The 12,471-nt window shown below is 66.9% G+C and carries 14 protein-coding genes; all 14 read left to right on the forward strand.

The genetic code is table 11. The features are described 5' to 3' along the window. Window positions 1–345: DUF6932 family protein (locus tag VLK61_RS14965; protein ID WP_325422410.1), on the forward strand; the 345-nt coding region annotated here is incomplete at its 5' end. Continuing rightward, the gene (locus VLK61_RS14970) at window positions 342–764 is read left to right on the forward strand and encodes a helix-turn-helix domain-containing protein (RefSeq protein ID WP_325422411.1); all 423 of its coding nucleotides are present in this window, start codon (window positions 342–344) and stop codon (window positions 762–764) included. The genes VLK61_RS14965 and VLK61_RS14970, both read left to right, overlap by 4 nt. Window positions 765–798: 34 nt before the next feature. Further along, window positions 799–1,053 carry a type II toxin-antitoxin system prevent-host-death family antitoxin gene (locus tag VLK61_RS14975; protein WP_325422412.1) on the forward strand — a complete coding sequence of 85 codons (255 nt, stop codon included), beginning with the start codon at window positions 799–801 and terminating at the stop codon, window positions 1,051–1,053. Between the two features lie 243 nt (window positions 1,054–1,296). Further along, on the forward strand, window positions 1,297–1,461 hold the full coding sequence (locus VLK61_RS14980; protein ID WP_325422413.1) for a hypothetical protein: 165 nt from the start codon (window positions 1,297–1,299) through the stop codon (window positions 1,459–1,461). Between the two features lie 174 nt (window positions 1,462–1,635). Further along, on the forward strand, window positions 1,636–1,911 hold the full coding sequence (locus VLK61_RS14985; RefSeq protein WP_325422414.1) for a hypothetical protein: 276 nt from the start codon (window positions 1,636–1,638) through the stop codon (window positions 1,909–1,911). A 57-nt stretch (window positions 1,912–1,968) separates the two neighbouring features. Beyond that, the gene (locus VLK61_RS14990; protein ID WP_325422415.1) at window positions 1,969–2,499 is read left to right on the forward strand and encodes a hypothetical protein; all 531 of its coding nucleotides are present in this window, start codon (window positions 1,969–1,971) and stop codon (window positions 2,497–2,499) included. 62 nt (window positions 2,500–2,561) lie between these two features. After that, window positions 2,562–3,254 carry a hypothetical protein gene (locus VLK61_RS14995; RefSeq protein WP_325422416.1) on the forward strand — a complete coding sequence of 231 codons (693 nt, stop codon included), beginning with the start codon at window positions 2,562–2,564 and terminating at the stop codon, window positions 3,252–3,254. Beyond that, on the forward strand, window positions 3,251–5,029 hold the full coding sequence (locus tag VLK61_RS15000) for a type I secretion system permease/ATPase (protein WP_325422417.1): 1,779 nt from the start codon (window positions 3,251–3,253) through the stop codon (window positions 5,027–5,029). The genes VLK61_RS14995 and VLK61_RS15000 overlap by 4 nt, the downstream gene beginning before the upstream one ends. Then, window positions 5,026–6,804, forward strand: coding sequence for a type I secretion system permease/ATPase (locus VLK61_RS15005; protein WP_325422418.1), 1,779 nt, complete (start codon window positions 5,026–5,028; stop codon window positions 6,802–6,804). Before VLK61_RS15000 ends, VLK61_RS15005 begins: the two co-directional genes overlap by 4 nt. Continuing rightward, the gene (locus VLK61_RS15010; protein ID WP_325422419.1) at window positions 6,801–8,186 is read left to right on the forward strand and encodes an HlyD family type I secretion periplasmic adaptor subunit; all 1,386 of its coding nucleotides are present in this window, start codon (window positions 6,801–6,803) and stop codon (window positions 8,184–8,186) included. The genes VLK61_RS15005 and VLK61_RS15010 overlap by 4 nt, the downstream gene beginning before the upstream one ends. A 2-nt stretch (window positions 8,187–8,188) precedes the next feature. After that, the gene (locus tag VLK61_RS15015; RefSeq protein ID WP_325422420.1) at window positions 8,189–9,655 is read left to right on the forward strand and encodes a TolC family outer membrane protein; all 1,467 of its coding nucleotides are present in this window, start codon (window positions 8,189–8,191) and stop codon (window positions 9,653–9,655) included. Window positions 9,656–9,672: 17 nt separating this feature from the next. Continuing rightward, on the forward strand, window positions 9,673–10,554 hold the full coding sequence (locus VLK61_RS15020; protein ID WP_325422421.1) for a peptidylprolyl isomerase: 882 nt from the start codon (window positions 9,673–9,675) through the stop codon (window positions 10,552–10,554). 9 nt (window positions 10,555–10,563) lie between these two features. Then, window positions 10,564–11,352, forward strand: a complete 789-nt coding sequence (locus VLK61_RS15025; protein WP_325422422.1) for an ABC transporter permease — start codon at window positions 10,564–10,566, stop codon at window positions 11,350–11,352. 4 nt (window positions 11,353–11,356) lie between these two features. Further along, on the forward strand, window positions 11,357–12,471 hold a 1,115-nt coding region (locus VLK61_RS15030; RefSeq protein ID WP_325422423.1), incomplete at its 3' end, for an ABC transporter ATP-binding protein.

Raw genomic sequence — 12,471 nt, forward strand, 5'->3', positions numbered from 1 at the left:
TGGCGGCTCAAGCTGTTGGCCGGGATGCGTGATGCCTTGCTCCTTTTGAAAGAGGCCGGCTGCGCGCGTGCTTATATCGACGGCAGCTTCGTCACCGCGAAAGAGGAACCCGGTGACTTTGATGCCTGTTGGGACGCAGCAGGTGTGGACTTCGACAGGGTCGACGAGAGGCTTCTCACGTTTGACCGTGGCCGCGCGACGCAGAAGGCATGGTTCCTGGGCGAACTGTTTATCGCTGACGGGCGTGCCGATCCGCAGGGCACGCTGTTCCGCGATTTCTTCCAGACCGACCGCGATGGCCGACGCAAGGGTATCGTGGTCATCGATTTGAAGGACTTGTCATGATCACGAACCAGCGCCAGTACCTCGTCTCCCAGGGTCAGGCCGAGAGGTTTCGGCAAGCGCTGGCGGCGCCCGATGCGCAGGGCCTGCACCCGAAGGCTGCCAAGGCAATGCGCGCCGGGTTACGCAGCCAACTCGATGACCTTGACGCCGAAATAGCCGAGTACGACGCATTGCGCCATGGGCACATCACATCGCTCGAAGCCGAATCGATCGTTGGCATTGGTGCAGCCCTGGTCAAGGCGCGCATCGTGCGCAACCTGACGCAGAAAGAACTGGCGGAGCGTCTGGAACTGGCTGAGCAGCAGGTGCAGCGCTACGAAGCGACCCAGTACCGTGGTGTGGCCGCCGAACGGCTACAGCAGGTGGCTGACGCCTTGAGACTGACCGTGCGCGAGGTGTTCACGCTGGAGCCGGGATGATGCTTCTAAATCTTTCCTGATCAAGGAAGCCATCGTGACGATCACGACACTGTCAAGTCGAGAGTTCGACCAGGATTCCAGCGGTGCCAAGAAGGCGGCTCGCAAGGGACCGGTTTTCATCACGGACCGCGGCCGACCTGCGCATGTGCTGTTGACCATCGAGGACTATCGCAAGCTCGTCCGAGGCGCTTCGAACATCGTCGAACTGCTCGCGATGCCAGGTGTTGAAGACATTCCGTTCGACCCCGCGCCAGTGAAGATCTCGATCCGACCGGCTGATCTGTCCTGATGTCCACTCTCGACATCAACGTCGTTCCAGAACTGCGAAGGGAACGCTCCGGGGTGGCCAGCAAGAACGTCACTGCGTGAGCGGCCGGCATGCCGACGGGCAGTCTGATCATTTCCGCCATGACCGTCCTGGCGCTTGAGTGACCTGACACACACTTCTCACCATTCTTGGTGATGGCGGTCACAAGCGCGAAACCTGCCGGCAGCCACAATGCCTGCACAACGTCAAGCTTCCGCACACACCATGTCCGCCCCCAACGCCCCAGCACTCGATAGATCGCTAACGCAGGATATGCGCGCCAAGTTGGGGTTGGCTAAGGTGCTGTCACGCTTGCGCCCGGCACCTGCGGCGCGGCGCGTGGTGCGCGACAAGGACTTCCTGCAGCGCTTGCGCGAGGCGGGTCTCTGAAGTTTTACCGGGCGCGGTCTCGGTTCCGATCGCTGGGCTGTTCCGGCGGCGGGTCAAGCGACTGCACTACAATCGCCCGCTCCTTCGCCGCACGCTGATCTGCGTGCGCCACGCTGCCGGGCCAGAGTCCCGCGCGGCACCTTTCCACTACTCACAACGAAGCCACTCAGTTCCATGGCAAACAAGCAAGTCGTATTCACGGACCGCATCGTCGGCATTTCGATTCAAAACGGTCTGGTTCGCCTGGACCTCGCAGTGGTCGCCGGCCGCGCCAAAGGCAAGGATGGCAAGCCCGCGGTGAAGATGGACATCACGCACCAGGTGGTCCTGCCCGTCGATGGCTTCCTCGCCGGCTTCAACGTCCAGCAGAAGCTGGTGAAGGAACTGGCCACCCGCCAGCAGAAGAAGAACGGTACGAAGGCGCCGGCCGAGACGCCCGCAGCGGGCTGATCAGCGGCCATTGCCTTTTGAGGCCCTGTCGGTAGCCCGACGGGGCCTTTCACCTTCATGCTGCAAAACATCAGCGTTCGATTCGACCCGGTAGAAGACCGGCTGGTGCTGCGTTTCACCGAAGGTGACGCGGCTGCCGCTGTCGAGCACTGGCTGCATGTCACGCGCCGGGTCTATGCCGTGTGGCGCAAGGACTTGCAGGCCATGGTCGACCGGTCCGCTGCCTTGCCCGAGCGCATGGACCGTGGCGCCAAGGCGGTGGTGGCGGCGGCGCATCACCGGGCCATGGCCAGCCAGGTCAAGCTGCGCGCCGAACCCGCGCCGGCGCCCCGGCCCGAGACACCCGAGATCAGGCCCTGGCTGGTGACCGCTGTTGAATGCGGCCGCCGCAAGAAGGACGAGCGCTGGGTCCTGAAGTTCATGCTGCGCGAACGTGCCCCGCTGACGCTGGTGTTGAGCGACAGCACGCTGCACGGCCTGATCGGTGCCATCGCTCGGCGCGTCAAGGTGGCGCGCTGGGAATTCACGGCGCTGCCGCTGGACAAGGCCTCATCCTCGCCGAGTGGCCCTCCGCCCGCCTTGCACTGAATCCGTTTCGTCAAGAACTGCATTGACTTCATATAGGAAGCTGCTAGCATGCGGCTCCTTATATGAACTCCATTGTCCGCATCGCCCTGAAGACGACGCCTGAGCAGGCCGAACGCCTGCGTGCGTTGCAACAGGCCTTTGCGCAGGCGTGCAACGTGCTGGCGCCGACGGTGCAGAGCACGCGCTGCTGGAACCGCGTCGCGCTGCACCACATGGCCTACAAGTCCCTGCGGCAGCAGTTCCCGGGCCTGGGTTCACAAATGATCTGCAATGCCATCTATTCGGTGTCGCGCACCAGCCGCCTGGTTTTCCAGCATCCGCGCAGCCCTTTCAACATCGCGCGCTGGGGTGACAAGCCCCTGCCGCGACTGCAGTTCAAGCCGCAATCGCCGGTCTTCTTCGACCGCCACACGCTGAGCATCAAGGATGGCCAGATCTCGATGTTCACGCTCGACGGCCGCATGCGTTTCCGGCTCGATGTGCGGCCTGAGGACGAGCGCCGCTTCCGCGACGAAAAACTGCGCGAGATCGCGCTCAGCGCCAAAGCCGAGGTGTTCATGCTGAGCTTCCATTTCTCCAAACTCGACGGCGAAGCCGACACCGAGACCGATGGCGAAGCACCGGCAACCCCGGCCACGGTGGACGGACTCGCCACCGCAGCTGACCACTTGCCCGACTACGTGCAGGTGAACGAAACCCTTCCGGCCAGCACTGCCCAGCCGCTGCCCAACGCACTGAGCCCCGTGACACCATGAGCACTCCCCAACGCGCGGCCGCTGCGCCGCCCTCCATGCTGCGCGAAGCCCTGCTCAGCCAGCGCGGCGCCTACACGCACATCGGCTGGCTGAGCGCGGTGATCGGCGTGCTGACGCTCGCGCCGTCGTGGTTCATGTTCGAGGTCTATGGCCGCGTCTTGAACAGCCGCAATGCCACCACCTTGCTGATGCTGCTGCTGCTGGTGTTCGTGGTGTACGCGGTGATCGAGTTGCTGGACCTGGTTCGCAACCGCGCGTTGCAGCGGGCGGGCGAGGCCGTCGACGAGCAGTTGCGGGCGCGCGTCTTCGATGCCGCCTTCGAAGCCAATCTGCGTCGCCAGCCGGGCGGCTCTGTGCAGGCCTTCAACGATCTGCGAACGCTGCGCGAATTCTTCGGCGCGCAGCCCGTGCGTGCCGTGCTGGATGCGCCGGCCGCCGTGCTGTGCCTGGTGCTGCTGTTCACGCTGAGTCCCTGGCTCGGGGTGCTGGCGCTGATCGGCGCGCTGATCCAGGTCGGCTTGACCGTGCTGACCGAGCGCCGCACGATGCCGCTGCTGACCGAGGCGCAGCAGGCCTCCATCCAGGCCACCGCCTATGCCGGCAACACGATGCGCAATGCGCAGGTGATCGAATCGATGGGCATGCTGGGCCAGATCCACCAGCGTTGGATGCGCATTCAGCGCCGCTTCCTGGCACGCCAGGCGCAGGCCTCCGACTATGCCGGCGTCAACTCTGCCGTGGCCAAGCTGGTGCAGCAGATGCAAGGCTCGCTGATGCTCGGTGCCGCCTGCTGGCTGATGCTGCAGGGCGGCTTGTGGGGCGGCCCCGGCATGATGATCGTGGCCTCCATCCTGGGCGCGCGCGTGCTCTCCCCGCTGGCGCAATTGGTGGGCCAGTGGCGCAGCGTGGTCCAGGTGCGTGATGCCTATGGCCGGCTGGACAACCTGCTGGGCCGGCTGACCGTTACCCCGGCCGGCATGCCGCTGCCGCCGCCCAAGGGGCAGCTGAGCGTCGAGGGCGTGGTCGCTGGTGCGCCGGGCAGTACCCTGCCGATCATCCGCGGCGTGACGTTCGCGGTACGGCCCGGCGAGGTCCTGGCGGTCATCGGCCCGTCCGCTTCGGGCAAGAGCACGCTGGCACGCCTGCTGGTCGGTGTGTGGCCGGCCGCCAGCGGCAAGGTGCGGCTGGATGGTGCCGACGTTCACGCCTGGAACAAGGCCGAACTCGGCCCGCAGCTGGGCTACATGCCGCAGACGGTCGAGCTGTTCGACGGCACGGTGGCCGAGAACATCGCCCGCTTCGGTCGTGTCGACACTGCCAAGGTGCGCGCCGCGGCCGAGTTGGTGGGCATGGTCGATGTGATCGAAGCGCTGCCGCAGGGCTTCGATACGCGCATCGGCGATGAAGGCGCGGTGCTCTCCGGCGGCCAGCGCCAGCGCCTGGGCCTGGCCCGCGCGGTGTATGGCGCGCCGAAATTCCTGGTGCTCGATGAACCCAATGCCAGCCTCGACGAGGCCGGCGAGAAAGCCTTGTTGCAGATGCTCGGCGTCCTGAAATCCCAAGGGACCACGGTGGTGGCCATCACCCACCGAACCACCCTGATGCCGGCGGTGGACAAGCTGCTGGTGCTGGCCGATGGCCAACAGAAGTTCTTCGGCCCGCGTGACGAGGTCATGGCCGCGCTGAAGAAGGCCAACGACCAGATGCGTGCCCAGGCCGAATCGCGCCAGGCGGCGACCCGTCGGCCGGCCCTGCCGGGTGGGAGCGCCGCATGAGCACCCAGGTCTTGCCGACGAGCCCGCTGGCGGGCCAGCCAGCGGCCGCGCCGCGTGGAACCGGGACGGCCGGTGCCGGCTTGGCCGCCGGCGGCTTCTTCCAGCGCAGCGAACTCGGCCGCACGCTGTACAGCTTCCGCCGCGAGCTGTTCTGGGTGGCGGTGTTCAGCCTGTTCGCCAACGTGTTGCTGCTGACGCCCACGCTGTACCTGATGCAGGTGTACGACCGCGTCACCACCAGCGGCAGCGAAACCACGCTGGCCGCGCTGACGCTGATCGCCGTGTTCCTGTTCCTGGTGATGGGCTTCGCCGAGTGGGTGCGTTCGCGCCTGTTGGTGCGTGCCGGCGCGCGTTTTGATACCGCGCTGCACACGCGGGTCTTCAATGCCAACTTCGAGGCCAGCCTCGGCGGCGGCGGTGCGCGGGCGCAGCAGGGTTTCAGTGATTTGACGCAGCTGCGCCAGTTCCTCACCGGCAACGGCATCTTCGCGCTGGTCGACCTACCCTGGACTGCGATCTACATCGTGGTGCTGTTCCTGATGCACCCCTGGCTGGGCTGGTTGGCCACCGGCTTTGCCGTGCTGCTGCTGCTGGTGGCCATCATCGGCAACCGCTACACCGCGCAAGCACACAAGCAGGCGCAGGAAACGCAAACCGAATCGACCGCCTACCTGTACGGCAAGCTGCGCAATGCCGAGACGGTGCAGGCGCTGGGCATGCTGGGCGACCTGCGCCGCCACTGGCAGGCCATCCACGAGCGCGTGATGTCGCGCACCGCCACCGCGTCGGAGCGCTCGCACCGCGTGCAGTCCGTGACCAAGTTCGTGCAGTACACGCAGCAATCGCTGATGCTGTCGGTCGGCGCCTTGCTGGCCATCGACGGCCAGATCAGCGCCGGTTCGATGATTGCGTGTAACGCACTGATGGGCAACGCCTTGCGGCCGATCAGCCTGATCGTGCAGACCTGGCGGCAGTTCGTCGATACGCGCCAGGCCTACGGCCGCCTCGAAGGCCTGCTGGCCCAGAACCCCGAGCGCGAAGCCACCCATGTCGGCGACACGGTGGCCGGCCAGATCAGCCTGCGCCAGCTGGTGGCCACGGCCCCGGGCCGCCAGCGCCCGATCCTGAACGGCCTGGACGCCGACTGCCGCGCCGGCGAGGTGGTGGCCATCGTCGGCCCGTCGGGTGCCGGCAAGTCGACGCTGGCCCGCTGCATCGTCGGCATATGGCCTGAAACGAGCGGCCAGGTGCTGCTCGACGGCCAGCCCATCGAACAATGGTCGCGCGAGGCGCTGGGCCCGCACATCGGCTACCTGCCGCAGGACATCGAACTGTTCGACGGCACCATCGCCGAGAACATCGCGCGCTTCGCGCCGGTGCCCTCCGAGACGGTGATCGACGCCGCGCAGCGCACCGGCATCCACGAGATGGTGCTGCGCCTGCCCAAGGGCTACGACACGCAGATGGGCGAGGCTGGCCAGATGCTCTCCGGCGGACAGCGCCAGCGCATCGGCCTGGCGCGCGCCATCCTCGGCGACCCGGCGCTGGTGGTACTGGACGAACCCAATGCCAACCTCGACGACATCGGCGAAGCCGCGCTCGTGCGCACCGTGCGCGAGCTGAAGAGCCGCGGCAAGACGGTTTTCATGATCGTGCACCAGCAACACATGCTGGCCGTGGCGGACCGCGTGCTGTTCCTCGAGAACGGCCAGATCACCCGCTTCCTGCCCTTGGTGGCCAAGAACGACGCCCAACCGGGCCCTGCGAATCCATGAGCACACATTCATCCTCCGCGCGCCCCGCGCTCACGGCGGTGCCTTCCGGCGCCGCCGCCTCCGATGTCACCGATGTCGATGACAGCGAACTGAAGACCGATACCAAGCCGGTGATCCGCCTCGGCTTCTGGATCCTGGTCGTCGGCTTCGGCCTGTTCCTGCTGTGGGCGGCCTTCGCGCCGCTGGACGAAGGCGTCGCCGCGCCGGCGACGGTGTCCATCGAGACCCGGCGCAAGATCATCCAGCACATGCAGGGCGGCGTGGTGCAGAAGGTGCTGGTCAAGGAAGGCGCCACGGTCAAGCAGGGCGATGTGCTGATCGTGCTGGACGACGCCACCACGCGTGCCACCTACGAAGCCATCCGCCAGAACTACCTGTCGCAGCGCGCGCTGGAAAGCCGGCTGCTGAGCGAAGTGGCCGGTGCGCCAGCCGTCACCTTCCATGCCGACCTGCTGGCCAACAAGACAGACCCGCTGGCGATCCAGCACATGACGGTGCAGCAGCAGCTGTTCAACTCGCGGCGCGCGGCGCAGCGCGCCGAGATCTCGGCCGCCCGGCAGTCCATCACCGGGCTGGAAGCGCAAATCGCCGGCCTGAAACAGATGGTGGAGAGCCGCGGCACGCAAGCCGCGTTGCAGTCGCGCCAGCTGGCCAACGTCAAATCGCTGGCCGAAGAAGGCTTCGCACCGCGCAACCAGGCCTTGCAGCTGGAGCAGGCCCAGGCCGAACTGCGCTCCACGATGGCTGACCTGCAGACGACGGTGCAGCGCACGCAGAACTCGATCCTGGAAACCCAGCTGCGCATCGCGCAACGCGAGCAGGAATTCCTGAAGGAAGTGTCGACCCAGCTCGCCGATGTGCGGCGTGAGGTGCAGGCCAACCAGGAGCGGCTGGTCGCCATCACCAACGAACTCGGCCGCATGCAGATCCGCTCGCCGGTGGCGGGCCAGGTCATCGGCCTGGGTGTGGCCGGCCCCGGCGCGGTGGTGGCGCCGGGCCAGCGCCTGCTGGACGTGGTGCCGCAAGGCGAATCGCTGCTGCTCGACGCCAAGGTGCCGCCGAACGTGATCGACCGTGTCAAGGTGGGCGACAACACCGAGGTGCGCTTCACGGCCTTTGCCAATACGCCGCAGCTGGTGGTGCACGGCAAGATCGTCTCGCTGGCAGGCGATGCCATCACCGAACAGGTCGGCAACCTGACCACCACCTACTACCTGGCGCGCGTCGAGATCACGCCGGAAGGCAACAAGGCCCTGGGCAGCCGCACGCTGCAACCGGGCATGACGGCCGAGGTGCTGATCAAGACCGGCGAGCGTTCGCTGCTGACCTACATGCTGCACCCGCTGATCAAGCGGATCGCGGCGGCGATGACGGAGGAGTGAGCATGCAGCTTGTCTCCCGCCATCAGCAACACCACCAACGTCGTCCGGCCTGGCGGCGATTGGCAAGCAGCGCCGCGGCACTGGCGGTGGCCTGGGCCGCCGTGCCGGCGCAGGCCCAGACCGCGGCACCCGCTCCGACCCAGGATCAGGCCAAGGCACAGGCCCAAGCCCAAGCCCAGGTTCGGGCGATGAGCTTTGCCGAAACCATGGTCGCCGCCCGCGGCTTCGATGCGCAGTTCCGCGCCGCTGCGTTCGAGCTGGAATCCGTGCGCCAGGGCGTGCCGATCGCCCGTGCGTCGCTGCTGCCGCAGGTTGCGCTCAACGCGTCGCGCTCCGATGTCTCGGGCAGCCGCCAGTTCTTCAATTCGGCGGAGCAGGAGGCCAAGGTCCAGGTGGGCTACGCCACGCCGCAAGCCAGCCTGTCGCTGCGCATGCCGCTGTACAACAAGGAAGCTCTCAGCCGCTACGACGAGGCCCAGGCCCGGCTGGAAGGCGCCGAATCGCTGTACCGCACCCGCGGCCTGGATCTGGCCGACCGCGCTGGCGCGGCCTACTTGCAGGTGCTGCTGGGCGAGAGCAACGTGGCGCTGGCCGAGCAGCAACTGGTCGCCGTCAAGGGCCAGCTGGCGCGGTCCGATCAGCGCCTGGCGCGCGGCGAGGGCACGCGCACCGAGCAGGCCCAGGCCCGCGCAGCGGTTGACCTGGGGCAGGTGCGGCTGATCGAGGCGAACAACGACCTGGAAAACGCGCGGCGCGGCCTGAAGCGCGTCACCGGTGTCGATACGCCGCGGTTGAACCAGATTCCGGCCGACTTCTCGCCCGGCGAGATCGTGCCGAACCGGCTGTTCGACTGGCTCGAGCAGGCCGCCCGCAACAACCCGACGATTCAGGCGCGCCAGCAGGCCGTGGTGGCCGCGCGTTTTGGCATCCAGCGCCAGACCGCGGGCCACTACCCGCGCGTCGACCTGGTGGCCAGCATCGCGCGCAGCGAGAACGAATCGCTGTCGAACCTGGGCCAGACCTCGGTGCTGAAGTCCTTGGGCGTGCAGCTCAACGTGCCGCTGTACAGCGGCGGTGGCGTTGACGCCAGCGTCAAGCAGGCCGTGGCCGACCGCGCGCGCAGCGAGGAAGAACTGCGTTCCGAGCGGGAAGGCGTCGAGGTCGACCTGCAGCGCTACTTCCAGGATGTCAGCAACGGCACCGTGAAGGCTGCGGCCTACCGGCGTGCCGTCGAATCCAGCGAGGTGGCCTACCGCGGCGCAGTGCGCGCGCAGGAAGCCGGCCTGGGCACCACCGCCGACGTGCTGGATGCGCAGGCCCTGCTGTATGCCGCGCAGCGCGACTGGGCCCGTGCACGCTACGACTACCTGCTGTCGCGCCTGCGCCTGATGGCCCTGGCCGGCCAGCCTGTCGACGACCTGGTCGCCGACATCGACCGCCAGCTTTCGCTGCGCCGCAGCGCCCCATGAACCGTTTGTTGCAAGCCATGAACCTGTTTTCCCTTCAACGCCTGGCGGCCTGTGTGCTGCCGCTGCTGCTGGCCGCTTGCGGTGGTGGTGGTGGCGACGGCGATTCGTCGGTCGCCACACTCAGTGCGGCCAACGTCGGCTACGGCAAGACCACGACGCTCACGGTCAACGGCAGCAAGCTGAACGCCGGCCTCACCGCGGCCATCGAGCCCGGCTGCCTGACGATGGCGCCCACCACGGCCAGTTCGACCAGCGCCACCTTCACTTGCCGGATCACGGCAGTGGGCGATCTGCGCGTGCGCGTGCGCACCGCCGAAGGCGCCGAGCTGGCCACGCTGCGCCTGGATGTGCCGGTGCCGCAGGTGCGGATCACCGCCAAGCAGGGCAATACCACCGGCAGCTTCGTCGTCGAACTCGACCCGGCGAAGGCGCCGAACACGGTGCTGAACTTCCTGAGCTACGTCAACTCCAGCAGCACCTCGTTCTACGTCAACACCTTGTTCCACAAGATCGTGCCTGGCAGTGCGATGTATGCCGGTACGTACAACACCGGCCCCGCGTTGAAGACCAATTCGCGCAGCCCGGTCGCACTGGAGGCGAACAATGGCCTGAAGAACCTGCGCGGCACGATCGCGATGTTCCACGGCAGCAATCCGGACTCGGCGACCTCGCAGTTCTTCATCAACCTGGTCGACAACCCGGCCTTCGACTACGTCGATGCCGCCAACCCCGGCTATGCGGTGTTCGGCTCGGTGATCGTCGGGCTCACCGAGACGGTCGACTTGATTGCCACCGTGCCGACCACCACCAAGACCGCGACGATCGGCGGCGTGGCGACGACTTTCGAGAACATCCCGAGCACCAACGTGACGATCTCGGCGATCTTGCAGATCCGCTGAGTGCGCACGATGCGCTGGATGGTGGATCACCTGTCGCTCGCCTGGCCGCTGGCCAAGCGAGACGTGATGGCGCGCTACCGCGGCAGCGCCGCCGGCCTGCTGTGGGCGCTGCTGGCGCCGCTGGCCATGGTGGCGATTTATGCGCTGGTGTTCCAGGGCGTCTTCCAGGCCCGCTGGTCCGGTGTGGCGGGGCCTTCGAACGGCATCGACTACGCTGCGCGCCTGTTCGCCGGCCTGATGGTGTACAGCGCCGTGGTCGATGTGGCCAGCCGCGCCACGCGGCTGATGCAGGACAACGCCAACCTGGTCAAGCGCGTGGTGTTTCCGCTGGAACTGCTGTGCGTTGCGCTGGTGATGCAGACGGCGGTGCACACCGCTTTGCAGATGCTCGTGCTGGCCGCCATGCTGCTGGTGCTGGGAGGCGGTGCCCACTGGTCCTGGTTGTGGCTGCTGGCGGCCTGGCCATGGATCCTGCTGCTGCAGCTGGCGCTGGCCATCGGGCTCGCTGCATTGGGATGTTATCTGCGGGATCTGCAGCACATCGTGCCCTTGCTGATGTCGGGCCTGCTGTTTCTGTCGCCGGTGTTCTACCCCAGCAGCGCGGCGCCGAAAGGGCTGCGCTGGCTGCTGGAGCTGAACCCCTTGACCGCGCCGATCGAGCTGGTCCGCGCAGCCTGGTTCGGCGATGCGTTTCCGTGGAGTTCGGTTGCGCTGCCGTTTGCGGCAACACTGCTGCTGCTGGCCGCCGCGCATGCGCTGTTCGTGCGCCTGCGCCCGGGCTTCGCCGATCTGGTCTGAGACGATGAGTACCGACGACGTCATCATCGAACTGGCCGGTGTCAACAAGAGCTATTCGCTCGAGGCACGGCCTTTCCACCGGCTGTGGCGCCAGCTCGTCGGCCAGGTCGACCGCGGCCGCCAGCACCATGCGCTGTGGGATGTGGACTTGCGCATCCGCCGCGGTGAACTGGTCGGCGTGATCGGCCGCAACGGCGCCGGCAAGTCGACCTTGCTGCAGGTCATCTGCGGCGTGCTGGACCCGACCACCGGTACACGCCAAGTGAACGGCCGCATTGCTGCGCTGCTGGAGCTGGGGGCCGGCTTCAATCCCGAGCTGACCGGCCGCGAGAACGTGCGGCTGAATGGCCCGCTGCTGGGCATGTCGCCGTCGCAGATCGAGCAGCGCATGGACGAGATCGTCGAGTTCTCCGGCATCGGCGACTACATCGATCAGCCGGTGCGCAGCTACTCCAGCGGCATGTTCATGCGGCTGGCGTTCTCGATGGCCACCAGCGTCGAGCCGGACATCCTGGTGATCGACGAGGCGCTGTCGGTCGGCGACGGCCTGTTCGCGCGCAAGTCCTTCGAACGCATCATGGCGCTGAAGGACCGCGGCGCGACGATCCTGTTCTGCTCACACTCGCTGTTCCAGGTCGAATCACTGTGCACGCGGGCGATCTGGCTGCACGATGGCCGGGTGCAGTTCGACGGTTTGTCGCACCAGGCCGTGGTGGAGTATTCGGCCTGGCAATCGCGTGAAGGGCTGCCGGCCGAGGAGGCGCATGCGGCGCCGCAACGCTACGACTCGGCTGCCGCGCAGATCACCGACGTGCAGCTGCTGGGCGCGCCGGAGAGCCATGTCTTGCGCAGCGGCATCGACCATCTGCAGATGCGCGTGCGCTTTGCCAGCGACCCGCACATTCCCTGTCCGACCCTGGGCATGGTGCTGTTCACGGCCGATGGCCGCGTGCTGTCCAGCGCCGGCAGTTGGCTCGACGCGGTGGCCCTGCAGCGCGATGCCGCAGGCCGGGGGGAGGCGACGCTGCACTTCGAGAAACTGCCGCTGCTCAAGGGTCGCTACACCGTGTCGGTGTACGTGCTGTGCGAGCGCTCGATCAACATCTACGCCGCGGCCGA

This window comes from Aquabacterium sp., assembly GCF_035476535.1.
In the GTDB taxonomy this organism is placed as follows: Bacteria; Pseudomonadota; Gammaproteobacteria; order Burkholderiales; family Burkholderiaceae_C; genus Pseudaquabacterium.